Below are 20321 nucleotides of genomic sequence, written 5' to 3' on the forward strand. Positions count from 1 at the left end.
AAATGGTGGGGTTTTCGTGAAAGTTCGAAATCGTAATCTGGATCCAGAACGCATTGCTGACTTTGAAAGTTTCCGAAGTGGAATTTTGGAACTCATGGTCAAAAATTCACCCTTACAAAACGTCCTCAACGAAATTGTTTTGGGAATCCAAACTCTCAACCAAGCAATGATTTGTTCCATTATTCTCATCCAAGATTCAAAAATCAAAATCGGAGCTGCCCCCACTCTTCCTAAAGAATACAATGATGCGATCGAAGGAGTGAGCATTGGTCCTGAGGTTGGTTCTTGTGGTACGGCTGCCTATACTGGGAAAAGGGTGATTGTCTCTGACATTGACAAAAGTCCACTTTGGAGAAACTACAAAGAAATCGCACTGAAAGTTGGTTTACTTTCATGTTGGTCAGAACCCATCCGAACCCATGATGAACTTGTGGTTGGGACCTTTGCAATTTACCACAGAGAGATCGCAAGTCCAAGCGAATTTGATATCTTTATCATTTCGGAAACTGCAGATCTGGTGAGCATTGCCATTGAAAAATCTATTACATCTTCCAAACTAACAGAAAGCGAAAGTAGATTTCGGGATTTTTTCGAAAAGAACTCGTCAGTCATTCTTATCATCGAACCATCAACAGGTAACATCATAAACGCAAATGAATCCGCTGTTTCATTCTATGGTTATCCACATGATACCATCATACAGATGAATATAGAAGATATCAATGTAATGAATCATGATGATTCGAAAACAGAAAGGATGTTGGTTTTGAATGAAAACAAAAGTTTTTTTACATTCACACATAAACTCGCAAATGGAGAAACCAAACAAGTAGAGGTATATTCAACTCCTATCGAAAGTAACAGCCGCCCTCTTCTTTTTTCTATCATTCATGATGTGACAGAAAGGAAAATAGCAGAAGAAAAAGTAAACGCGCTTCTCTCTGAAAAGGAAATGATCCTACATGAAGTCCATCATAGAATCAAAAACAACATGACGATTCTGAATAATCTTTTACAATTACAAGCAAGTTCAAATGAAAACGAAGAAGTGAGAAATTGCTTAAAAGAAGCAACTAGTCGAATTAAAACAATGTCCGTTTTGTATGATAAACTTTACACGAGAAAGGACGCAAATGGATTACAAATAAACGAATACTTAGAGCCACTTGCAAAAGAAATCATTTCCATATTTCCATATCCAGTTCATTTAAACCTAAGTATCAGCGATTTCAAATTAACTTCTGACCAACTCCGCGCCATTGGTATCATCACAAATGAATTGTTAACCAATAGTTTAAAATATTCAAGGAATGCAGAGAACAAACTCGAAATTCAGATCAAAGTATGGCAAGAAAAAGATTATTTTTACCTGCTAATTAGCGATAATGGAAATGGATTTAATTTTGAATTAGCAAATGCTGAAAACCAAGGATTTGGTTTGAGTTTGGTCACTATGTTAATAAAACAAATCCATGGAGATCTTTCATTTAATGGTGACAATCGTACCGAATATAAAATCAAATTCCCCATTCAGATATAAATACAACTTTCATTCAAACTGAAATTTGAATTTATTTTTGTCATTCCCTAAATAAGCAAACTCTAATACAAACTTCTTATTTGCATCAGATTCGGCCTGATCAACCCAAGACAATCGAATCTCTTTTTCCATCGATTTACGATAAAAATAATTTTCATGGACATAATTACACATTTGTAAATATAATTTTATCCCCCCTCAATACTAAACCAATAAATAATCATTAAAAATAATACTGAAAAGTAATAAAAAATACCTAAAAATTATTCTTTTTAATTCAAAATAAACAAAACTTGAGAATATTTTCTTAGGAAATGGAGGGTTTGGAAGAGGATGGAGAAGCCATTTCAAGTCGTATGATCATGCCTTTTAAGGATTCGATGATGCCTTGAACTTCAAATCTGGAGAGTTTTTGGAATGATTTCTTGTACATTCTGTAGGCTTGAGTGTCCAAAGTTATTCCAGAAGGAGATAATTTTAGCAAGGAATAGAGAAGATCTTTCGCATGTTCTTTCTGTCGATGAGAAGGAAAAACAAATAATCCATCCACCTTCTTTGTTAAGGATCTCTTTCTCGCAACAGGCTTAGAGGTGTTTGTTTTTAGGTGAGGATACATTCGAAACATCTCAGCTTTCACCTTATCTCTCTGAAACGGACTCAGATCCTTTGTGCTCTCCTTCTGGGAAAAAGAAAAACATAAGCTCCGGAATTCTTCATTGCTCATTCCAGCATTTGACTTGAGAGTCCATAGTTGCTTTAACGATGTCATCGATTCCCTCGGCTTAAATTGTAGTTTCTTAAGGCCTCTTCTTTTTGAGCTTTGATCGCTTTTCGATCTCGCATAGTTATACTCACGATTTGCGCATCAGAGATTTTATAGAACTCTTTAAGCTTAGATAAAATTTGATTCAATGACCCTGATTCATAGAAACCAACATCCCATAAAATTCCGTCGTGTAGAAAAGACAAACGGCCACTGAATCTATAATTACTTTTTGATTTCATCGCGGCCAAAATTCCTTAAGATTCATCTGGATATCTTCTTGAGTAATTAAACTTTCTTCGCCTATGGAAATATCACCAGACAATGTTAATGAGCCAGTTACATAAAGCAGATCTAAAAATCTCCTTTCGATTGCTGTGCATTCACTCATAATATCTCCTTTTCTTTGAATTTTTGCATTGAAGAATAGAGTTTTATTAATCGATCAAAACGTCTTTTTTTAGCAATGGCTTTCTCGGACTTTGAAAGAAAGTCTTTACGAGAAATAGAGTTTCCAACTTGGTTAATTCTTTCCTCTAGTTTTAGTTCTAGCTCATGTGAATATACCAGGGTTAAGATCATTTTGCAAGGCTCCGATTCACTATAGAATTATATCCAAGTTCATATTGTTCGATAAGCTTATTAAACGAACTCTCATCATATGCAGCGGAATGCCCGTTTTGTTGGCGCTCAACATTTGTCCAATGCATTCCTAAAGCTTCAATGAATGCTGATGTGGCATTTGAGATTACAAAATCAAGTTGATTTACAAGTGCTTTATCCATTGAATCACAGTTTTCCTGAATTTTATGTTGATTGATCAAGAGATTCAATCATTGCAACTGCCACCGCGGCCACTTGGATAAGCTCTTTCCGGTATTCCATGTTCCATCGAGCTTGTCTTCGCTCTGTCGATGATACCAAGTCATCAATATCTATTCCCTCACCTGGCAAAGGATAGTTGAAATAGGATTGCAAGGCGGCCCTGTTAACCTCGCCGACTTCCTCACCTAATATCATCAACCATTCTTGAGGAGTATGTGTTCTATTCTTTCCCCATTTTAAGTCTTGGCGTTCCCGTTCCTTTTTTACTTCTTCTAAAACCAAAATAGTCTCATTCGATGGATTTTCCATAATGACTTTTGCTCCTTAAACCTTCTGTAAAATTGTAACTGATCGGCTTCTGTGATTTGTAGATATCTCAATGCCGATCTTGCCATAGAGCTTCCATTTTTGTTTGCTATATTGGGGCCAAACTTGGTCCAGCCAAATTAAGAAACCGTCTTTGTGTAAAACTTTCCAACACTCATCAATAACTGTATTTCGATTGATTAATGTGCATCCATAGTGGAGAGCATCTTCTTGTGAATAAGGTGGATCCGCAAAGATAGATCCAAATTCCCAATTACCGAAGAACTCAGAAAGATGATTTGCATCTCCAAGGATATCCGGTTTCAAATCTGATCTTCTATCGAATCGGATATAATTTCCAGGAGGCAATGCGCCTGAAAAAAGATGTAATCTTGGATGGCAATCCGGGAAAAGTATTTCCATTCTTTTTAAATAATTGTTTGGATAACTGCCGTAATATGAAGATTTGTTTGTGTAATCATTTCCTAGAAACCAAAGGTCTTCGATCCTCCCGTTCCAGATTCGAAGTGGTGGAAATTTTGGGAATGCTTTGGAATAAAAAGAAGCTCGCTCCTCAATTGAAAAGTTTGAGTAAAAAATTTTAGCTGATTCAATTTTCAATTTTAGATCTAAGGGAATCAATTGCTATACCTTTGTTCTTTTCTTAGGTGGATTTTTACTTATCCATTCCAAAGCTTCTTTAAGTTTTTGCGTTTTAAACTCTTCTTGAAAATTTTCAAATTTTAGATTTAAGTCCGAACTCAGTTTATATGATCGCTTAATGATTTTTAATAAATGCGCTTCCGGTTTCTCATTTATAAGGGCGGCCATAAACCTTGCATGGTTTGCAAGTATTCGCTCGGGGAGAACTTCCTTTTTCTCCAGAGAATTGCTTTCATTCACTTGTTCCATTTTCAATCGGACTCCAAAGCATCTACAGATAGCTGATGAATTTCATCAGCATTATCGCCGTGGTTATCGGATGCGGCAAGGTCTTGGATCTCTTCCAAGGCCTTCCGGTATCTTTCAATTTTAGCGGATGAGTTTTCTTTCGAATCGCTCAAGCAGCTGCCTCCGTATCGATTTCAACGTCAATAGAATCGGGACGAATATAAAGTCGTTCTGATTCTTCATTGAATTCAATTCCAATCCTTGACTTTGCATTGATTGGATCTGCAAGGATGGCATCCTTGTTTAATTCCAATTTGATTCGAAGAAAATTCTTAGAGAGTTTTTCCGATAGACTGGTAAACGCTTTTAGTAAACCAGCCTTATCTAAAATCTTTTCCAAAAATGCTGTCGAGGTCCTTGTTTTCACACTTGCAGGAACTTTTCTAATTTGCAATGATCCAGTTGTAAGTTTGTGAGTCTTATATTCTGGATCAGGAAAAAGATTAGCCTTCTGATTCTTAACGAAGTGAACGATACCTGCCGTTATGTGGGAGATTTTCGCATCCAAGGGACCAATTTTATCTTGGAGTTCCTCTTGGATTTTTGTGATCTTTATCTGCGCCTCTCCTGCATATTTATCGCGTTCACTACGTAAGTCACCGAGTAACCCCACCGCATTGGTGAGGTCGTTTCTATCGTTGTAAACATTATTTGGCAGATCGGTTAAGACAGGTTTCTGCGTTTTTGCTTTTGCCATGATCTAAATCCTTATGCCGCCGGAGGACGAGTGTCAGAAATATCGGCAACAACTCCAGTGTTAGATGGAAGGATTTTTGCCGGTGGAACAACAGTGTTAGAAGCCTTTTTTTGTTTCTTAGCTGTTACCTTTTTCTTAGGCGCTTTTTTTGCCGCCTTTTTCGTTGGTTTCTTTTTTGCGACCATTGATTTTTCCTTAAGCTACTAAAGCTTCTTTCACCGCATATTCACCAAGCCCGGCTTGGATCTTTGCAAGTTCGCTTTTCAATTCCTTTTCCTTTCCTTTCCTTGCATCCTTCAAGGCCTTGATTTCTTCTTTGATAGAATTGATTTTTACTTCAATTTCCTTGATCTTTTCTGCTTTCTCCTCTTCTAAGAGTGTAAGCTCATCGGTAAGATTGTCGATTTGTGAGTCTGACAATTCTTTGTTGATCTCTCGTACTCTTTGAATGGCTTCTTGTTTCTGTTCTGGTGATTCGATTTTCATTTTTACTCCTGTTTTAGTTTTAAAAAAATCGCATTGTTTATTGGCCCATCGCTAAGTCGTGGACTAAGCTTTGCGCTGAACTGAAATCGGTTTCGGATTTTCCTCTTTCTCGAATGATTTCAAGTGTCGCATCTAAAATGGTAGATGATGTAGTGCTATCGATCTTGCTTGCGTTCGCATCTCCTGTTAAAACGTTGGAAATGGTCGTTTTCGAAATAGGCTTTCCTGTCATCTCTTGGAAACGCCTACCAACCATCGACAGTGTTATACCGTTTTTCTTTGTGATGTCACTTATCGATTGAGGGAAAACCGATTTAGAAAGTTCGTATGTGATTACACCATTTGGATTGGAGCGAGTGATTGTTTCAGCATATATTGGATTTCTTTTGAGCTTAGAAATTTGATCACGTATAACAAGAGGCGAATTGTCTCCGACGTGCTTAAGGAAAATTTGCTTTGCCTTTTCTCCTTTATCTCCGGACTCCCAAACTAGGCTAAATGCTCGATTGGCAAAGTCCAATACCTCGGAACGTTTCAAAGTTTCGAGCATAGTCTTTCGAACTCGAAGGCCAATTTCGTTACCACGGAGTGATTTTATCCAAGGGCCTTCATTTTTTCCGAACATTATGATCGAAAACAAATTGGATTGTGTAGGTGAACTGATCTCATGGATCTTTTTTAAGTCCCGGAGAAGAGACAGTTTTAGAACTTGCGCTTCATCTAACATCAAAATGATCTTCTTTCTTTTTGCAGATTCTGATAAAAGAAGCTCTTTTAAAATCGCCAGTTTTGCATGAGCATTTCCGGGGATGGAAGCATCTGGTGCCAATTCTTGGATCATCATTTTCATAATGAAATTGATCGAAATTGAGAACGATTCAAAGGAACGTTGTAAATCAATCACAGTAAATTTTGATGGATGGTCTTTGTAGAAGTGTTTTAACTTTTCAAAGAGAGTTGTTTTTCCTGCACCGACTTGCCCAATAACAGCGAGCCAGGCATTTTCATTTACTGATTCACGAACGGATCTGATCACTCGATTGGTGTAGTTTGTATCTACGAAATTTGGGTTCATTGGATTCCTTCTTCTAATTCTTTTGTTTGCAAATATTTATTAATTATATTATGCATTTCATATACTTCTGTGTCAGGGATGAAGCCACGAACCTTAACTTTCAAATTGAAGACACTATCAATCGCTTCCTTCATTTCCTTTGGAAGATCAAGTCTATTGATCAATAATCGACGTTCAATAAAGCTCCATGCTTCCTCTGCGGAAGGAATTTCTTTTGGAGCAATCGTTGGTCGTACTTCAACAGGAACAGATCTGGCAGGAAAATAACGGAGGTTAGTTGAATAATTTAGGATATCCTGAATTGTTTTAGTTTTTTTGGCTTCTTTTGCTTGTTCTCTAACTTCTTCTCTACTTCGCATCCGATCTGTTTTTTTAAACGCATCGCTTGGATTTTGAATAGTATATCCCGTAGCACCAGAGATTTCACGGGCACCACGAGAATCGCAAATATACGTGTTACCCAATGAGTCTTCGGCTACAATCTCGCCAGAGCTATCACGAAAAAGAGTAACTTTTTGTCCGCAAAGATCCATTGCTACACCATATTGACGACCTCTATAAGAGACACATCCATAGTTATCAACGACTCGCGTGTCAAATGAAACCATTGCATCATAGAAGTTTTGTTCGCTGATGATTTTAACTGGTTTTAAGTTTGTGCCTTCTATCCAAAGATCATATCGACCAGATACTTGATTTTGGTGAACGCAGTATTCATGTAAGAATTCATTGAGATCATCAATGGTTTCGAATTGGATTCCATCTAATGCAGGTTCAATGTTAGTTTTGAATACCCCGATTCTTCTTTCCACTGCACCTTTTGCTCTCGGATTTCCTGGTAAGTGAGTTTTTACATTCTGCACACCGAGTCGGAGTAATACATTTTTTGTCGCCATGATCCCTGAACCTTTATCGCTATAAACGAGTTCGGGAATTCCAAAGACTGGCATTCGTAGATCTTCCTTTTCTAAGAAGCAATACTTGAAAAAATCTAGATAATCAGTCGCATTCTCACCTCTATGTTTTGCGCCGGATGTGATTGGTTGTCCTCCGTAAGCTTTCAAAAAAAAGACTTTGGAATAAACATCAACACAGGCGTATAACCAAATCTTTACGAGCTTGTCTTTCTCCATACCTGACTCTTCGTCTTTGATATCGAGGAAAGCGCGTTTTTTGATTTTTCCTTCTGCTGGATTCAAATAATATCTGTTGAATACTGAAGCATCGAACATCCATGTGCTATTCGAATAAGGCTCTTTCCATTTTAAAGCCGCGGTAGGTGCGTTCATCTCAACAGCAGTGCATCCTATGCGTTTTAGCCATCGATCTGCTGTTGATACTGTCCAATGGTAATCAATTTCGCCTTTGTTTTTTGCAATTTGAATGGCAAGTTCTGTCGGAATAGGTCTTGGGTTTTTTCCTGAGAGATTTGCAAATTTATTTGCGGCAATAATATTGATATCTTTCAATCTTCCTTGCAACCTAGAGTCTGTTAGTTTTGAGGCGGTTTTCTTTTTTGTTTCTCCAGAGATAACCGATAAATCTTCTCCTGATTCATATCGATTGATTCTACGATACAAAGCGTCCTTACTTAGGCCAAAGATTTTCATCATAGATTTAATCATTTCACCTTTCATGCGCTTGGAAGTTGCTAACTTCCAAGCGAGATAGGATTCGTGAAACAAGTCTTTGTTGAAGGAACGAGCCATCTACTGCGCAACCTCATTTATGATGTGACCACCCCAATCAACTTTCAATGCTTTGAGTGAAACTTCCAATGTGGCAATAGAACGCATCACATAAATTCCAAGAGAATTGTTTCTTACTTCCTCTGGAATTTCGGTTAGGTTTTTGAGAGCAGTGACTATCGAATTGTTTTGATCATCAATCAAACGCTCTATTTCTCTTTGCTCTTTGATCGATTGGATTTTAAGCGGATCGAGGCCTTTGGCTTGTTTAAGATTTTCTAAATCATTATCTTTCGCTTTGATTCGATCTTTTAGAGTTTTGATTTGTTTATCAGAATTCGCCACATCCGATTTGGTATTTTCCAATTCACGGTTTAGGGCTTTGTTTTTCTTGCGTAGCTCTGCAAGTTCTTCGGAAATTCTCTCTTCCAAATATTCGGTTGCAGAAATCTCTTCACCTGTCGAGAGGACTAGCACCTCTCCGTTCAATTTCTTTTTACGAATCTCTTTGGAAACTTGGAGAAACTTGCTTGGTGACGCATCCATCAATTGTTTGATTTTATCGCCAGCGCCAAACTCAGAAATTGCATCAACTAACTCAAGAGCACGATCCTTTGAAATATTGCATTCAACTTTTGCAAATTCAAAAAAGGATTCAAAGCCAAGCTCTTTATATAGTTCCATTCGTCTGATGGATGCTAAGGCAAGTGCCATTTGGAACGTACTTATTTTGATTTGAGTCGCATAGAGCGTAGCTAATTGGACTCTTTGCTCTTTGGTTAAGTTTGATGCATCGAAATTCTCATCTAAAACCGCTTGTTCAGTTTCGATGATTGCAGGTGCCGTTTCACCTAACTCTTTTTCGTATTCGTTAAATTCTGATTTGACTTTCATCTAATTCCTCTTTTTGATTTTTATAAATTGCAACCGCTTCATCTAGGGTTTTGTTTTTCTCAGAGACTATTTCTCTGAGTTCGCTGATCGACATTCTGTATTCGGATTCAAGAATTTCTATTAGGTGTTTGGTGTTCCTTTTTCCTGAAATCACTGCCGATAGATGACTCTGGTGTATTCCGTAAGCTTTCGCTATTGCCCGAAGAGTATTTTTGCCTTCTTTAATTTTGGCTCTTCTAATAAGTTCGGACGGAAGCCTTCTGCCACGGGCAAGCTTCGCTTGGTATAATAAAGAATTGTCTTTATTATACCAAGAGTGTCCACAGTTCGGACAGATGTGAGAATCTTTGTTATTTTCCATACAATTCCCCCATTCTATTTCTTGAAAATTGAGACCTGCCGATCGGGAGGCTGTAGTTTACTTCAAGCCAAATCGATTTTGGAGTGTTTGGAAATAACGGCTCCGGACTTGTTCGGTTGATCAAATTGGCTTTTCCTAATTTGTTAATTGCTCTTGTCAGTTTCCTTTGGAAAAGGGCTTCGAGTTCTGATTCGTTAAACGCCTGTCCTGTGAGAAGGGTTAGAAGAATGGCAAGGATGATTGGGCAACCTTTCTTTGGTGGAATGCCTGGTTTGACCGTAGCTGACTGGTGAAGCCAGTACAGACCGTGGCTTTCGCAAAGGATGCTTTCCCTAGAAAGGATTCCCAAACACCGATAAATCGTTTTCTCAGGTTTCACTAGGAGATTTGCGACATGGGCCGGACGGAAACTAAGGTCAGAGTATTTTAGAAAAAATTTTATAACTTCCAAAATCGTCATTGCCGCACCCCATCAATGAGTGGAATGGATTTTTGCACATACTTCGTTGCGCAAGGTTTGCAAAGTCCGAGTTGGAATGTATCCGTTGTTTTGTGGCATCGGAAATCATCCGCTAGGCTTGCGTCACTAAGTCCTGAATTCATAAACGAAAGTACAATTTGGGCATGGATGCAGGGAAAAAAATCCTGCGGGAGATCTTTCTCCTCCCGCAGGGAAGGAGAAAGCCCAAAATCGTGATCAATGGATGACTTTTTCATGCGTGAAATTCCTTTGTGTGGGTGTTTTTTATTCTGATCCCGTATTCTTTTGCCACTTCAATTACTGGCATAGAGACAGAGGGAACTACATGGGTTTTGATATAACCTGCTAACTCAGATGAGTTGAGCTTTTTTCGAAGACCTTCCGGAACCTTCGCCCAACATCTCTCAAAGGCTTCTGCCAATCGATTGGCTTTATACTTTTGAGTCGCAACCATATCGACAATGAATTGTGATTTGACTAAGTCTTGTTTGCTTCTTCTCATTATCTCCACTCCAATCTTGCTTTTGGAAGACCGCGGTCTCTACGGTCTTCATCATGTCGTTTGCTGATCCAAAGCTTGAACCTTGCATCGAGCTCTTCGGATTCGAGATAGAGTTCATAGAATGCAATGCGAACAATGAGCTTGTGGATAAACGGGATTCGTTTGATTGAATCTCCGATACACAGTCGTTTTGCGAGATCTTCCGTTTTCAATTCAAGCTCTTCGCCACGAGTCATTGTTGGATGCTCCGAGCAAGATATTTGATCGCAAGCTCCACTCGATCGAGGTGGAAACGAACGACCCAAAAATGAGCAAACAAAAATTTATCAGGATGCCCCGTTAGAGTAATTTTCAAATAGGGCTCTTTCGATCCCGAAAGCATACCCATTGCTTCTAATGCGATGAGCCTGTTATGCTCAACTTTAACTGTAGGTTTCCATTGATTGCTCTCGCAGTAGTGGATAGCCTGATCAATTTCGGATCGAGTCTCCGGCTCCAAAATTGTAAAGAGTTTCGGCGGTAGCTTTGCTACGTCTTGTACGGAAGTTTCCATCACGCAGCGTTTCTCTTGTTGTGAGGTTTTGCTTTGTAAGGAATTTTGAATTTATCAAATGCACTTCGAACTGTTGGAGGTACGAAGTCACCATTCAAAGCTTTGATTAGGTAAGGATATTCGATGCCAGCTTCTTCACTAAATTCTTTGAAGTTGAAACCGAGTTTCCGAATGCTCTTTTTGCATTCATCTGCATTTGCAAGAATCATTTTTTCTCCTTGATTTACTAGAACAGAGAGCCGATGCTCTCCGTAGGTTAAATCACAGTAAGAATGACCATATACGTTTACGTATATTCTGTCAAATAAAAATATTCGTAAACGTATAAAAAAATGAGTATCCCTGAACGCCTTAATAAACTAATGGAAATTGCAAATTGGAATCAAACGAAGGTTGCAGAATTAGGCAATATAACACAGGCATCGGTCAGTAGAATTCTGGGAGGTGCTACTCCAGGATCAGATTTCCTTACAAACCTTGCAAAAAATGGTAATGTGAATCCTCTATGGCTACTTACGGGTGAAGGGGAAATGTTCAAACATGAATCGACGATTTTGGATGAAAAGGAATCGGAAGAATTTAGGCAAGTTAACGTTTACCTGCATCAGAACATGGATGTTTTTGAATTTATTCAGAATTTGAAACAGGAGCCTCGCAAAACCCACGGGAAGGTAAAGAGTTTACTGGGGAAGCTTCTAGGCCTCTCCACGAAGGATCTGGAGCGTTTGGAGGCGTATCTGGAAGGAATGGGGAAGTAGGATTGGAAAGAGTTTGACGGGTTAGCTTACATTTTTGTGTCGTGTAATTTTAAAAAATTGACGAATAAATTGGCAGTGCATAAAACTTGGTCGTAAGTGTGAATCTTGGCCGATCACTGGCTGAATCCTTTTCGGCACCCTAAGCGAAAATTGAAAGTTAAGACTATGTTCGGGAAGAACAAATCGGAGAAGCCACTTGACTGTATCTACAAATTGGAACGAGAAGAAATTCAATCGATCCCATATACTTGAAGCGTTAAATACATACGAAGACAAAAATTCTGAGTCAGAAACATCTCATGAAAAATGGTCTAAGGCAATGCGTGCGTTAGAGGGAAAATTTGATGATTCATTTGCCAGAGCTATTCAGTCGTTAAATGATGGATATCGAGGTAAAAAGTAAATTTTCTGGTGACTGATTTTCAGAGAAGAAATAGAAAACTTTTTATAGAGCAAGAGCTTGAGAGATTTTACGAGATCGGCAGATTTCGAAGAGATGTAATTTCATTAGACAGCCAGCTACTGGAAAGCACTTTAGATCTTCATTTTGCAAGAATTGACTCGTGGCATGCTAGTAGATGGGTTTCTCAAGAGGAAAAAAAAAGAGCAGACCGTCACAAAGTTGGTGCAAACACCGCACTGGCTATTATGGAAAAAAAGCCCTTAATAATATTAGAAGGTGTAGAGACAAATCCTTTTGAAACTGTTGCCAACGGATTTTTCGCGATACGTATAGCCTTTTCCAGAGTGTTTTCAGAACACGAGGATAAACTGAAAATATTTGATTTTCCTGAGAGAGAAATTCTTCAAATGCTCTCGACTTTAAATCAAGGAGAGTGGACACCAAAGACGTTTTCACTAGATTTGTATCGAATGGAAGAGCAATATCTTCTGAAATATAAGTCATTCCTTTCACCTACTGGAACAATTTAAAATCTCCTGCGAATACCGATGGATTAAGATTTCCATCGGTTCCTTACCTTCTCGATAATCTTTCAAAAACCATCTTAGCTTCTCTTTCACTTTATATTCAAAGATCAAATTTTCAAGATCTTCGTAATCCACAACATCCATGTATTTCTCCGATTTTTATATATACCGTCATCTGTATAGTATATTAAGAATGGGACAAATTTGGCGATTAAAAAGTAGCTTATTCTAAAATTCTTCTGCCTGAATTCCGGACTCCAGGCAGAGATTTTATTTCATTTTAAACTTTTTTTTGGATTGGGATGCAATAAATCTAAATTGGATCCGAAACAAAAATCGCAAACGAGCTGAGAAAAGAATCTTCTTATTCATTTGAAACTCCATTGCCTTTGGTTGGTTTTTTCTCTTTCGAGAAAGCAAAGGCTCTATATTATATTAGTAATGGAGTTCGAAAAAATTTTGAGTTTTTGAGACTTTGAGAGTTATTTCAAACTTTCAACTTGAATCAGAGGATAAGAATCGCTTCCTTCTACCGCTACTCCGAGTGCTACACCTGAAATCGATAAAATGGGCTTTTGATTCTGGGCTATTTTGTCAAATTTTGATTCAAGAGACTTTGGAATGATAAGAAAAAATCTAGTTCCAAGAAACTCCTTTTTGTCGAACAGAACTTCTGCCACAAAAAAGTTTTCAAAATCAATTTCTTCATCCCATTCAGCTATTTTCTGAATAAGTTCGTTTTCTTCACGCAATTGTTTTAGCCAGAATGTTCCGCTGGTTTTTGCCTCTCTCCATTTTTCTGGCTTCTTGAGTGATCTTGCGATAAAATCTGGAGTAACGGTATAATCTTTTTTTCCATCTTTCCAATTACCCGAATATTCGAATCCGTTTTCACATTTCACTGAACCATTCCCATGAAATTTATCATTTTTGAATGTTCCAATGAAAGTACAGAAGGATTCGCCTCGATCTGGAATGTAAATGTATTTTCCTTTTCCGTGCTTCTCTGCCTCGGCATTGTAAAAACCTTCATAAATTGATCCATCATCGAAAGTTTCTTTAATTTCTTTTGTTCGATCTAGTTTTCCATTTTTAAAAGTACCTTCAATGTAATGCTCAGTGGTTCCAAATTTTCCTTTACCTGATTTACAATCTCCTTCTAAGCAACTGCCTTTCGATTCGTCTCCATGTATAGTTCCGTACACTAAAATGAAAACGGAAACCAACAAACTTTTTCTTATAATTTCAATCATACAAACCTCTACCAAAAAGTTCGTTTTGCTTTCCCACTTGACAAGCGTAAAACTATAAAAATGTATGTCCCCATGGAAAAATCTGGACATACATTTGAAGGTTCTTTGTTTGCAAAGGAACCACTTCGATTGGTAAAAAAAGAAAAGGATCCTCAAAGCTCTAATGATGCGATTCCTATTGATCCCGAAGAAACTATGACCTGTGCACAAGTTGCGGAACTTTTAAAGTGCGCTGATCGGACCGTGACTACTTACCGGCGTGAAGGAAAGTTAGGTAAATATTGGATGCTAACGAAAACTAATATTTTGTACTCTCGAAAAGGGGTGAATGAATTTTTTCAGAAGTGTTTTTACGAAAATTATGATGCCGAGCTTGATGCTAAGGAATCATCTAAGAAGGTTTCGAAACTCAAACGTAAATCCGCTTGAGACGGTCTAGGATTAAACTTTAACATTTGATAAGCTAGTTTCTTATGAGACTAGCTAAATTATTTTCATTTTTTCTCCTAGTATTTTTATTCAGCCTTTGCTCGACTCCCTCAGATAAAAATAAAGAAAACGATCTTCTTATTCTTGGAATCATCCTGTTCCAGAACGATTCAGTTTACGAATTTGCCTCTTGCCAAACCTCCTACCAACTCAATCAAGTCTATGTCAGTGGCGGATTTGCAGAAAGGTTCATCACAGATTTAAAGCCCTACAAAAATGTTTTCTTGGGCGACTCTACAGCCTCCTTTTATTCTGAGTTTCCAAACTTCATAGATCCGAAAACGACTCAGAACAATGCAACTCCAGGTGATACGCTTTGCGATTACAGATCACGTTTCAAAAAATCAATTAGATCCATTCCGGAAAACATTGTCATCTCCACAGCCGGAGGTAACGACATCTTAAAAAAAGTTTCAAATGCTCTGATCATAGAAACGTTTGTAGATTTTCATAACTCACTCAAATCACATTTTCCCCATTCAAAAATTACATATGTAGAAGTTCACCGAACCTTCGTTGACTATGCAAACGCAGAACGTAAGTCAATCGCATATCAAATGCGAGCTCACTCTCCCGATGCTTGTTGGATCGATCCAGATCCTTGCTTTTCCAATCCTCTTCTCGCATCAGAAATGTTAGATACAATCCATCCAAACCAAGGACCTGCCTTCTGCATAAAGAACCTGATTTGGAATCAATGTGGGGTTTTACTGTAATGACTGAAATTGTAAAATCCCTTTCGAAGGATTTCAGTGTGAAGGATTTTCTTTATGTGATGAGTCTTGGAATCTCTTTTGTTTTTCAATACTTAACGATGTATCGAGATCACGAAGTTAGAATCGTAGTACTCGAAACCCAAATGTTTGCTTTGGGTAAGGTCATGGAAGAAGTCCGCCTGGATGTTAAAACACTTTTGCAAAGGAAGCAAGAAGGACACTAAAATGATTCCAAAATTGCTTACTGCGAAACATGCTTCCGACTATTTAACCCAAAGGGACAACGCACTCGCAATCCAAGTGATTGATGGCTGGGTGTGGAATTACGAAACAAAGAAAAAACTCTTTCCTGTTTCTGAGATGGACGAACGAGAACAGGAACTTTTTGACCGAGTTACAGAATGTTTCATTTCATCTGGTTCCATGTTTGCAGGTTGCCTAAAAAATGCAGGAATCATTTCCACCGTCATCGATGAACTGACTTATAAAATCAATGTCATCGATCACCTTAAAACAAACGAAACTCGTTTTTTTTGGGAAGCTCACAAGCGAGTCTTCAATGAATTCTATCTGAAAGATTCAGAATATGAATTCGTTTATCAGAAAGCAAAAAATAATGAACAAAAAATTAAAGAACAAATTGATGCAGGCTTCGTTGTCATTTGTTCCATCTGGATTCGCTCTTGGTATCCATCGGGCCGGGGCCACCTTATCATCATCAAGGGATACGTTTTAAACGATGAAGGCAAAGTCATTGCATGGATCTGCGATGATCCCTTTGGAGACTGTTTGACGAAGTATATCAACCACGATGGACACAATGTTCGATACGACATGAACAATTGGAAGATGATGATGAATTCTCCAGACGATAAACCGCGATTATTTGGCTACGTGAGGAAAAAAGTAACATGAGCGAAGAAGAAATTTCAAGATTAAAAGCAGAGATTGAAAAACTCAAACGGCCCATGGTTTCTAAAAATGATTTTTGGAGGCTCCTGTCTGTCGTTATGATATTTGCAGGCCAACATTATCCAAAGTTTGAAACTACATTTGCACTTTTCCAAGGAAGCTTTCTCGGAAAAACAAATGAAATCATTTTGGCAGGTCTTGCTGGATTCATTTTCATTCCACTTATCAATCGTTGGCTAGACAATAAAAAAGCCAAAAAATTCCAAGATCAAATCCAAGAATGAAGATCGTATATTCTATTTTGATTTTGTTATTTGTTTCGATTAGATGTAGCAGTCTTCCGATCTCGGAGCCTGCTACTAAAGCCTATGCAGATTCCTTAAAAGAAAAAGCAAAATCGATTCGAGAAAAACCTAATGCTTCGAAAGAAGAAATTGAAACTGCGAATGAATTGGAAAGAGCCGCTGACTTGATCCAAGTCACAGGAAAACAATCAGGCGAGAGCCAAGAAGTTATTCAGGACTTGAGTTATAAAGCAGGACAGATTGATTTTTTTCATTGGTTAGTTGGCATTATTATTTTCGGAGCTCTTTTGTATTTTGTTGGTCCCTTGCTTTTGAAGAGGTATTGATGACACCAGAAATCATTCGAGAGAGAGCGTTCTTTCTTTATCTTATTGGAGGCGAATCTTTCAATTCGATTGCTATAACATTGCGATCTGAATTTGGAACACGCACAACAGCTAAGTCAGTTCAAACTTGGGCTACAAAAAAAGACTCCATTGGAATGACTTGGGAAGATCGAAGGAAGGTTGTAACTCAGAAAGCAGAGAGTCATATCGAGGTGGTTGCTGAAAATCGTTTGGTTGAGATAAGGTCACGAACCAAAAAAATCATCGATACAATTTATGAATCGATGATTTCGGCGAATGCTCCGGGTATCAAGACTCTCGAAGGTGCCGCCTATGCTTTTAAGACATTGGCAGAATTCGAAACCAAACTTTCGGATATGGAAGATTCGAAAGTTTCTCCGATGATGTTGATCCAATCTTTTTTCAACGCCCTTATGAAATGCAAACCTGTGTCAGTTGTCATCGAAAAACATTGGGATGAAATAAACAAAATCATTCGAGATGATTTTATCAACGTTTCCTCCGCTAACACTCCAACGATAAAAAATGTTACCGATAGATAAAAATATCTACCAACAGCTTTCGGAAGAAGGAACAAAACGATTCTCTAAAATCAAAAAAGAGGATCGGATTCATTATGGAAAAGAGTTTGGGCAAAAATCTTTACTCGCATTTGCCAGATATATAGATCCTAATTTCCAATCGCCTAAGCATATTAAAACGATCATCGACTTGTTAGAAGATATGGAAAAAGGAAAGATCCTTCGAGCGATCTTAAATTTGCCACCGAGACATGGTAAGTCACAAATTTGCACTCGTATTTTTCCAACTTGGTATTTAGGAAAACATCCTGAAACGGAAGTCATCATCGCATCTTATTCCAATAAAAAAGCAGAACGATTTACGGGTTGGATTCGTGACCGAATTGAGGCTCCTGCATTTTCCGCAGTCTTCCCTGATGTAGCTGTTCGAGATGATGTCAGGGCCAGGAGTGATTGGCAAACTACTGCCGGTGGTGTTGTGATTGGTGCCGGTCTCTCTGGTGGACTAACAGGAGAAGGTGCAGGCCTTCTTATCATTGATGATCCATACAAAAACATGGAAGAAGCAACATCGGAAACGATGAACGAAAAAATCTGGGAGAATTATCTCAGTGTTGCGGAAGCTCGTTTGGCTCCTGATGCAAGAGTTTTAATCGTTCACACTCGTTGGACACGAAACGATCTAACAGGCCGACTCCTCGGAGAGGATAAGGACGAAGAATGAAACTCGAAACGTTTGGTGATTGGAAAGTTTTACGATTGCCTGCCATAGATGAGCAAGGGAATGCTCTTTGGCCAGAAAGATATCCAATTGAAAGACTGCAAAAAATTCGAGCGCTGTACAACGAGAAACGGTTTAGCGGAATTTACCAACAAATCCCGATGGACACCGTTGGAACTTGGTTTGTTGATCCATTTTTCTCCGAGCCACCTGATGATCTTAAAATGATTGGTTGGTGGGACCCGGCATTCAAAAAGGAATCCAAGAAGAAGGACTTCAATGGCTTTGGTGCAGGCAATGTTCACGAAGATCTTTTCTTTTTAAAGAAAGGAGAGATATGGAGATCGGATCTTCGCTCTACTTATGATCGAGTGGAAAAACTCTACCATCAATCTGGGATTGAACTTCTTCATGTGGAAATCAACCAAGGCCAAGATGCACTGATCATTGAATTGGAGAATCGTGGACTCCGAGTGAAGCCGCATTACTCTTCTGATTCAAAAGAATTTCGAATAGAAAACTATGTGAAGTTGAATTGGCCGAAAATCAGATTCAGTCATTCCGTAAGTTCGGAATTTATCAAACAGATTCTAAGATATACTGAACTCGTAAAACATGATGATGCGCCGGATACATTGGCATGTCTCATAAAGATTCTCGGCTTTGGAATCAAAGCAAAATCCATGAAAAACAGAATGAACTTTTTCGACTTACTTCTCGGAGGTGATTGGTGAGAAGATCTAAAAACAAAAAACAAAATCGGGAAGCAGGTGTTTCTTTATCCACCAGTGAGATGGAATCTAGACTTGACACTCTCATTCATACTGGGACAGGGAAAGGAATTTTAGGAAGGGATAAACTCCGAGACACGGCACCCAATCCTACAAGATTTTTTCCATCGGAAGCTCGGAAGTATTATGAGTCCAACGGTTTCATTGCAAACATCATCGACTCTGTGGCAGATGATGCCACTCGCGAAGGAATCGACCTACAAACCAATCGTGATAAAGATAATTTGGCGACTGGTGAAAAGACATTAGGAATCTCACGGATCCTTCTAAACCGAATGGAAGAAATGAAACTCATGAGTCGAGTTCGAGAGCATATTCGAAACTCAAGACTTCATTCCAATGGTTCCCTTTTGTTTTGGGGAATCCTTGCTGATCTTCCGCAAACAGATTCTCAGCTTGCGTTAAAAATGCCTGATACGATTCGAAAATTACAATTCATAAATGTCATTGAACCGGATCGATATTCTGTGAACAGGCTATCCTATGATCCTCTTTCCAGTCTCTGGCATGAACCATCCATTTCCATCGGTGGAACCACGCTTGATCCAACAAGATTTCATTGGCTTGTAAACAGTTGGGTATGGGATAACATGCGCGGTGTATCCGTTTTGGAAAAAATCTATGACGGTATCATGGCTATCGATACCGCTCTCTGGTCTGTCACGTCGGTGTTATTCGAACTCGCAGTCAAAGTTTTGAAAACAGATAAAATTGATTCCTCTCCACAGCAGATGATGGACTACCTTCGATTGATGCGAAGGACTCTTTCAACTCAATCAACAGCGATGTTAGGAGAAAAAGAATCTCTTGAGAGGCTTGGCAACACTGGTATCTCCGATTCCAATTTGGATAGCCTTCTCAATTTCGTTTTCGAAGTATTATCCGGTCTTTCGAAAATTCCAAAATCAAAAATTTTAGGAAAAACTCAATCGGTCATCAACATTGGCGGAGGATCAGATGGAGATGATATCAGTTACAATGAGATGGTCCATACGTTTCGTGAACTTGAGGTTCGACCAATCATCAACAGATTCATAGAATTAGAAATTCGATCCACACAAGGTGAAATTTATCAACTTCTCGGTGGAAACTACAAGGCACTCGATTGGGAATTCAAATTTAAACCTCTGTACAAAGCGACTCCAAACTCTGAGGCCGACACTTATTTGAAAAATGCGCAAGCTGATCAGATTTATATCACGACAGGCGTGCTAGGTGCTGACTCAACGAAACAAATGAGGTTCCCACAGATGGAAAAATTCTCTGATTACACTTCCGAAAGTAACAACGGACTTCAGTTTGGAACTCCTGAACCCTCACAAACCGTTTAACAATGAAAAATGGCCGTTTTCGAGATTTTCAAAAAACGCAGGAAATGCCCTTTTCCGCCGTTTTAAGGTTGGGGGGTAGCAAAGGTATGGGTTTTGAATTACTAAACAAAACTAAACACCTTTCC

General features: G+C 38.6%; 35 protein-coding genes. 14 read left to right on the forward strand and 21 right to left on the reverse strand.

Annotated features, from left to right (window positions below; translation table 11 throughout):
* Positions 1-16 precede the first annotated feature (16 nt).
* On the forward strand, positions 17-1540 hold the full coding sequence (locus EHQ43_RS08580) for a histidine kinase dimerization/phosphoacceptor domain -containing protein (protein ID WP_135753093.1): 1524 nt from the start codon (positions 17-19) through the stop codon (positions 1538-1540).
* Between the two features lie 9 nt (positions 1541-1549).
* Here EHQ43_RS08580 and EHQ43_RS19645 read toward each other — a convergent pair whose 3' ends face one another.
* From EHQ43_RS19645 to EHQ43_RS08670, 20 genes are all read right to left on the reverse strand, one after another.
* Positions 1550-1714 (reverse strand): hypothetical protein, encoded by a 165-nt coding sequence (locus EHQ43_RS19645; RefSeq protein ID WP_208730995.1) that lies wholly within the window; start codon positions 1712-1714, stop codon positions 1550-1552.
* A gap of 591 nt (positions 1715-2305) precedes the next feature.
* Entirely contained in the window at positions 2306-2545 is a 240-nt protein-coding gene (locus tag EHQ43_RS08590; protein WP_135770788.1) for a hypothetical protein, read from the reverse strand.
* Positions 2542-2694, reverse strand: coding sequence for a hypothetical protein (locus EHQ43_RS19550; protein WP_167481770.1), 153 nt, complete (start codon positions 2692-2694; stop codon positions 2542-2544). Before EHQ43_RS19550 ends, EHQ43_RS08590 begins: the two co-directional genes overlap by 4 nt.
* A 187-nt stretch (positions 2695-2881) precedes the next feature.
* Positions 2882-3088 carry a hypothetical protein gene (locus EHQ43_RS08595; protein WP_135770790.1) on the reverse strand — a complete coding sequence of 69 codons (207 nt, stop codon included), beginning with the start codon at positions 3086-3088 and terminating at the stop codon, positions 2882-2884.
* A gap of 22 nt (positions 3089-3110) precedes the next feature.
* Entirely contained in the window at positions 3111-3437 is a 327-nt protein-coding gene (locus EHQ43_RS08600) for a MazG-like family protein (RefSeq protein WP_135770791.1), read from the reverse strand.
* A gap of 15 nt (positions 3438-3452) precedes the next feature.
* Positions 3453-4076 (reverse strand): hypothetical protein, encoded by a 624-nt coding sequence (locus EHQ43_RS08605; RefSeq protein ID WP_135770793.1) that lies wholly within the window; start codon positions 4074-4076, stop codon positions 3453-3455.
* A gap of 3 nt (positions 4077-4079) precedes the next feature.
* Positions 4080-4346: a hypothetical protein gene (locus EHQ43_RS08610; protein WP_135770795.1), complete on the reverse strand. Its 267-nt coding sequence runs from the start codon at positions 4344-4346 to the stop codon at positions 4080-4082.
* 148 nt (positions 4347-4494) lie between these two features.
* Positions 4495-5082 carry a host-nuclease inhibitor Gam family protein gene (locus tag EHQ43_RS08615; RefSeq protein WP_135770797.1) on the reverse strand — a complete coding sequence of 196 codons (588 nt, stop codon included), beginning with the start codon at positions 5080-5082 and terminating at the stop codon, positions 4495-4497.
* 11 nt (positions 5083-5093) lie between these two features.
* Positions 5094-5267, reverse strand: coding sequence for a hypothetical protein (locus EHQ43_RS19555; protein WP_167481769.1), 174 nt, complete (start codon positions 5265-5267; stop codon positions 5094-5096).
* 10 nt (positions 5268-5277) lie between these two features.
* On the reverse strand, positions 5278-5568 hold the full coding sequence (locus tag EHQ43_RS08620; protein WP_135770799.1) for a hypothetical protein: 291 nt from the start codon (positions 5566-5568) through the stop codon (positions 5278-5280).
* 37 nt (positions 5569-5605) lie between these two features.
* Complete coding sequence (locus tag EHQ43_RS08625) at positions 5606-6643, reverse strand: ATP-binding protein (protein ID WP_135770801.1); 1038 nt, start codon at positions 6641-6643, stop codon at positions 5606-5608.
* The gene (locus EHQ43_RS08630; protein ID WP_135770803.1) at positions 6640-8352 is read right to left on the reverse strand and encodes a DDE-type integrase/transposase/recombinase; all 1713 of its coding nucleotides are present in this window, start codon (positions 8350-8352) and stop codon (positions 6640-6642) included. The genes EHQ43_RS08625 and EHQ43_RS08630 overlap by 4 nt, the downstream gene beginning before the upstream one ends.
* On the reverse strand, positions 8353-9225 hold the full coding sequence (locus EHQ43_RS08635; protein WP_135770805.1) for a hypothetical protein: 873 nt from the start codon (positions 9223-9225) through the stop codon (positions 8353-8355).
* Positions 9203-9586, reverse strand: coding sequence for a helix-turn-helix domain-containing protein (locus EHQ43_RS08640; protein ID WP_244242716.1), 384 nt, complete (start codon positions 9584-9586; stop codon positions 9203-9205). Before EHQ43_RS08640 ends, EHQ43_RS08635 begins: the two co-directional genes overlap by 23 nt.
* Positions 9576-10046 (reverse strand): hypothetical protein, encoded by a 471-nt coding sequence (locus tag EHQ43_RS08645; protein ID WP_135770807.1) that lies wholly within the window; start codon positions 10044-10046, stop codon positions 9576-9578. Before EHQ43_RS08645 ends, EHQ43_RS08640 begins: the two co-directional genes overlap by 11 nt.
* On the reverse strand, positions 10043-10303 hold the full coding sequence (locus EHQ43_RS08650) for a hypothetical protein (RefSeq protein WP_135770808.1): 261 nt from the start codon (positions 10301-10303) through the stop codon (positions 10043-10045). The genes EHQ43_RS08645 and EHQ43_RS08650 overlap by 4 nt, the downstream gene beginning before the upstream one ends.
* Positions 10300-10569, reverse strand: a complete 270-nt coding sequence (locus tag EHQ43_RS08655; RefSeq protein ID WP_135770810.1) for a hypothetical protein — start codon at positions 10567-10569, stop codon at positions 10300-10302. Before EHQ43_RS08655 ends, EHQ43_RS08650 begins: the two co-directional genes overlap by 4 nt.
* Positions 10569-10805 (reverse strand): hypothetical protein, encoded by a 237-nt coding sequence (locus EHQ43_RS08660; RefSeq protein ID WP_135770812.1) that lies wholly within the window; start codon positions 10803-10805, stop codon positions 10569-10571. The genes EHQ43_RS08655 and EHQ43_RS08660 overlap by 1 nt, the downstream gene beginning before the upstream one ends.
* Positions 10802-11122 carry a hypothetical protein gene (locus EHQ43_RS08665; RefSeq protein ID WP_135770814.1) on the reverse strand — a complete coding sequence of 107 codons (321 nt, stop codon included), beginning with the start codon at positions 11120-11122 and terminating at the stop codon, positions 10802-10804. Before EHQ43_RS08665 ends, EHQ43_RS08660 begins: the two co-directional genes overlap by 4 nt.
* Positions 11122-11331, reverse strand: coding sequence for a hypothetical protein (locus EHQ43_RS08670; protein ID WP_135770815.1), 210 nt, complete (start codon positions 11329-11331; stop codon positions 11122-11124). Before EHQ43_RS08670 ends, EHQ43_RS08665 begins: the two co-directional genes overlap by 1 nt.
* A 123-nt stretch (positions 11332-11454) precedes the next feature.
* On the opposite strand from EHQ43_RS08670, the gene EHQ43_RS08675 reads away from it, so the two are divergent.
* The 3 genes from EHQ43_RS08675 (at position 11455) to EHQ43_RS08685 (ending at position 12813) form a co-directional block, all read left to right on the forward strand.
* Entirely contained in the window at positions 11455-11880 is a 426-nt protein-coding gene (locus EHQ43_RS08675; protein ID WP_135770817.1) for a helix-turn-helix domain-containing protein, read from the forward strand.
* Between the two features lie 196 nt (positions 11881-12076).
* Positions 12077-12283 (forward strand): hypothetical protein, encoded by a 207-nt coding sequence (locus EHQ43_RS08680; protein ID WP_135770819.1) that lies wholly within the window; start codon positions 12077-12079, stop codon positions 12281-12283.
* Positions 12284-12291: 8 nt separating this feature from the next.
* Positions 12292-12813: a hypothetical protein gene (locus EHQ43_RS08685; protein WP_135770820.1), complete on the forward strand. Its 522-nt coding sequence runs from the start codon at positions 12292-12294 to the stop codon at positions 12811-12813.
* A 479-nt stretch (positions 12814-13292) separates the two neighbouring features.
* On the opposite strand, the gene EHQ43_RS08690 is transcribed toward EHQ43_RS08685, so the two are convergent.
* Positions 13293-14063 (reverse strand): MORN repeat-containing protein, encoded by a 771-nt coding sequence (locus EHQ43_RS08690; protein ID WP_167481771.1) that lies wholly within the window; start codon positions 14061-14063, stop codon positions 13293-13295.
* 72 nt (positions 14064-14135) lie between these two features.
* On the opposite strand from EHQ43_RS08690, the gene EHQ43_RS08695 reads away from it, so the two are divergent.
* Genes EHQ43_RS08695 through EHQ43_RS08740 form a run of 10 tightly spaced genes read left to right on the forward strand, consistent with a single transcriptional unit; the run spans position 14136 to position 20196 of the window.
* Positions 14136-14492, forward strand: coding sequence for a helix-turn-helix domain-containing protein (locus EHQ43_RS08695; RefSeq protein WP_244242717.1), 357 nt, complete (start codon positions 14136-14138; stop codon positions 14490-14492).
* A 44-nt stretch (positions 14493-14536) separates the two neighbouring features.
* A complete protein-coding gene (locus EHQ43_RS08700) occupies positions 14537-15268 on the forward strand; it encodes an SGNH/GDSL hydrolase family protein (protein WP_135770824.1) in 732 nt (243 codons plus the stop codon).
* The gene (locus EHQ43_RS08705; protein ID WP_135770826.1) at positions 15268-15492 is read left to right on the forward strand and encodes a hypothetical protein; all 225 of its coding nucleotides are present in this window, start codon (positions 15268-15270) and stop codon (positions 15490-15492) included. The genes EHQ43_RS08700 and EHQ43_RS08705 overlap by 1 nt, the downstream gene beginning before the upstream one ends.
* Before the next feature lies 1 nt (position 15493).
* A complete protein-coding gene (locus EHQ43_RS08710; RefSeq protein ID WP_135770828.1) occupies positions 15494-16183 on the forward strand; it encodes a hypothetical protein in 690 nt (229 codons plus the stop codon).
* On the forward strand, positions 16180-16464 hold the full coding sequence (locus tag EHQ43_RS08715; protein ID WP_135770831.1) for a hypothetical protein: 285 nt from the start codon (positions 16180-16182) through the stop codon (positions 16462-16464). The genes EHQ43_RS08710 and EHQ43_RS08715 overlap by 4 nt, the downstream gene beginning before the upstream one ends.
* Entirely contained in the window at positions 16461-16811 is a 351-nt protein-coding gene (locus tag EHQ43_RS08720; protein ID WP_135770833.1) for a hypothetical protein, read from the forward strand. Before EHQ43_RS08715 ends, EHQ43_RS08720 begins: the two co-directional genes overlap by 4 nt.
* Positions 16811-17374: a hypothetical protein gene (locus EHQ43_RS08725; protein ID WP_135770834.1), complete on the forward strand. Its 564-nt coding sequence runs from the start codon at positions 16811-16813 to the stop codon at positions 17372-17374. The genes EHQ43_RS08720 and EHQ43_RS08725 overlap by 1 nt, the downstream gene beginning before the upstream one ends.
* Positions 17358-18077, forward strand: coding sequence for a terminase large subunit domain-containing protein (locus tag EHQ43_RS08730; RefSeq protein WP_135770836.1), 720 nt, complete (start codon positions 17358-17360; stop codon positions 18075-18077). The genes EHQ43_RS08725 and EHQ43_RS08730 overlap by 17 nt, the downstream gene beginning before the upstream one ends.
* Entirely contained in the window at positions 18074-18808 is a 735-nt protein-coding gene (locus EHQ43_RS08735; RefSeq protein ID WP_135770838.1) for a hypothetical protein, read from the forward strand. The genes EHQ43_RS08730 and EHQ43_RS08735 overlap by 4 nt, the downstream gene beginning before the upstream one ends.
* Positions 18802-20196: an anti-CBASS protein Acb1 family protein gene (locus EHQ43_RS08740; RefSeq protein ID WP_425269622.1), complete on the forward strand. Its 1395-nt coding sequence runs from the start codon at positions 18802-18804 to the stop codon at positions 20194-20196. The genes EHQ43_RS08735 and EHQ43_RS08740 overlap by 7 nt, the downstream gene beginning before the upstream one ends.
* Positions 20197-20321: the final 125 nt, after the last annotated feature.

This window comes from Leptospira bouyouniensis (assembly GCF_004769525.1).
Taxonomy (GTDB): Bacteria; Spirochaetota; Leptospiria; order Leptospirales; family Leptospiraceae; genus Leptospira_A; species Leptospira_A bouyouniensis.

Bases quoted from the DNA above. Each gene is read 5' to 3' on its own strand.
- EHQ43_RS08735 (WP_135770838.1), top strand. From the start codon at position 18,074: ATGAAACTCGAAACGTTTGGTGATTGGAAAGTTTTACGATTGCCTGCC.
- EHQ43_RS08640 (WP_244242716.1), bottom strand. From the start codon at position 9,586: ATGGAAAATAACAAAGATTCTCACATCTGTCCGAACTGTGGACACTCT.
- EHQ43_RS08620 (WP_135770799.1), bottom strand. From the start codon at position 5,568: ATGAAAATCGAATCACCAGAACAGAAACAAGAAGCCATTCAAAGAGTA.
- EHQ43_RS08730 (WP_135770836.1), top strand. From the start codon at position 17,358: ATGTTACCGATAGATAAAAATATCTACCAACAGCTTTCGGAAGAAGGA.
- EHQ43_RS08690 (WP_167481771.1), bottom strand. From the start codon at position 14,063: ATGATTGAAATTATAAGAAAAAGTTTGTTGGTTTCCGTTTTCATTTTA.
- EHQ43_RS08720 (WP_135770833.1), top strand. From the start codon at position 16,461: ATGAAGATCGTATATTCTATTTTGATTTTGTTATTTGTTTCGATTAGA.
- EHQ43_RS08705 (WP_135770826.1), top strand. From the start codon at position 15,268: ATGACTGAAATTGTAAAATCCCTTTCGAAGGATTTCAGTGTGAAGGAT.
- EHQ43_RS08660 (WP_135770812.1), bottom strand. From the start codon at position 10,805: ATGACTCGTGGCGAAGAGCTTGAATTGAAAACGGAAGATCTCGCAAAA.
- EHQ43_RS08635 (WP_135770805.1), bottom strand. From the start codon at position 9,225: ATGAAAGTCAAATCAGAATTTAACGAATACGAAAAAGAGTTAGGTGAA.
- EHQ43_RS08670 (WP_135770815.1), bottom strand. From the start codon at position 11,331: ATGATTCTTGCAAATGCAGATGAATGCAAAAAGAGCATTCGGAAACTC.
- EHQ43_RS08725 (WP_135770834.1), top strand. From the start codon at position 16,811: ATGACACCAGAAATCATTCGAGAGAGAGCGTTCTTTCTTTATCTTATT.
- EHQ43_RS19555 (WP_167481769.1), bottom strand. From the start codon at position 5,267: ATGGTCGCAAAAAAGAAACCAACGAAAAAGGCGGCAAAAAAAGCGCCT.
- EHQ43_RS08710 (WP_135770828.1), top strand. From the start codon at position 15,494: ATGATTCCAAAATTGCTTACTGCGAAACATGCTTCCGACTATTTAACC.
- EHQ43_RS08675 (WP_135770817.1), top strand. From the start codon at position 11,455: ATGAGTATCCCTGAACGCCTTAATAAACTAATGGAAATTGCAAATTGG.
- EHQ43_RS08700 (WP_135770824.1), top strand. From the start codon at position 14,537: ATGAGACTAGCTAAATTATTTTCATTTTTTCTCCTAGTATTTTTATTC.
- EHQ43_RS08695 (WP_244242717.1), top strand. From the start codon at position 14,136: ATGGAAAAATCTGGACATACATTTGAAGGTTCTTTGTTTGCAAAGGAA.
- EHQ43_RS08595 (WP_135770790.1), bottom strand. From the start codon at position 3,088: ATGGATAAAGCACTTGTAAATCAACTTGATTTTGTAATCTCAAATGCC.
- EHQ43_RS08655 (WP_135770810.1), bottom strand. From the start codon at position 10,569: ATGAGAAGAAGCAAACAAGACTTAGTCAAATCACAATTCATTGTCGAT.
- EHQ43_RS08715 (WP_135770831.1), top strand. From the start codon at position 16,180: ATGAGCGAAGAAGAAATTTCAAGATTAAAAGCAGAGATTGAAAAACTC.
- EHQ43_RS08625 (WP_135770801.1), bottom strand. From the start codon at position 6,643: ATGAACCCAAATTTCGTAGATACAAACTACACCAATCGAGTGATCAGA.
- EHQ43_RS08650 (WP_135770808.1), bottom strand. From the start codon at position 10,303: ATGAAAAAGTCATCCATTGATCACGATTTTGGGCTTTCTCCTTCCCTG.
- EHQ43_RS08610 (WP_135770795.1), bottom strand. From the start codon at position 4,346: ATGGAACAAGTGAATGAAAGCAATTCTCTGGAGAAAAAGGAAGTTCTC.
- EHQ43_RS19645 (WP_208730995.1), bottom strand. From the start codon at position 1,714: ATGTGTAATTATGTCCATGAAAATTATTTTTATCGTAAATCGATGGAA.
- EHQ43_RS08600 (WP_135770791.1), bottom strand. From the start codon at position 3,437: ATGGAAAATCCATCGAATGAGACTATTTTGGTTTTAGAAGAAGTAAAA.
- EHQ43_RS08645 (WP_135770807.1), bottom strand. From the start codon at position 10,046: ATGACGATTTTGGAAGTTATAAAATTTTTTCTAAAATACTCTGACCTT.
- EHQ43_RS08630 (WP_135770803.1), bottom strand. From the start codon at position 8,352: ATGGCTCGTTCCTTCAACAAAGACTTGTTTCACGAATCCTATCTCGCT.
- EHQ43_RS08590 (WP_135770788.1), bottom strand. From the start codon at position 2,545: ATGAAATCAAAAAGTAATTATAGATTCAGTGGCCGTTTGTCTTTTCTA.
- EHQ43_RS08615 (WP_135770797.1), bottom strand. From the start codon at position 5,082: ATGGCAAAAGCAAAAACGCAGAAACCTGTCTTAACCGATCTGCCAAAT.
- EHQ43_RS19550 (WP_167481770.1), bottom strand. From the start codon at position 2,694: ATGAGTGAATGCACAGCAATCGAAAGGAGATTTTTAGATCTGCTTTAT.
- EHQ43_RS08665 (WP_135770814.1), bottom strand. From the start codon at position 11,122: ATGGAAACTTCCGTACAAGACGTAGCAAAGCTACCGCCGAAACTCTTT.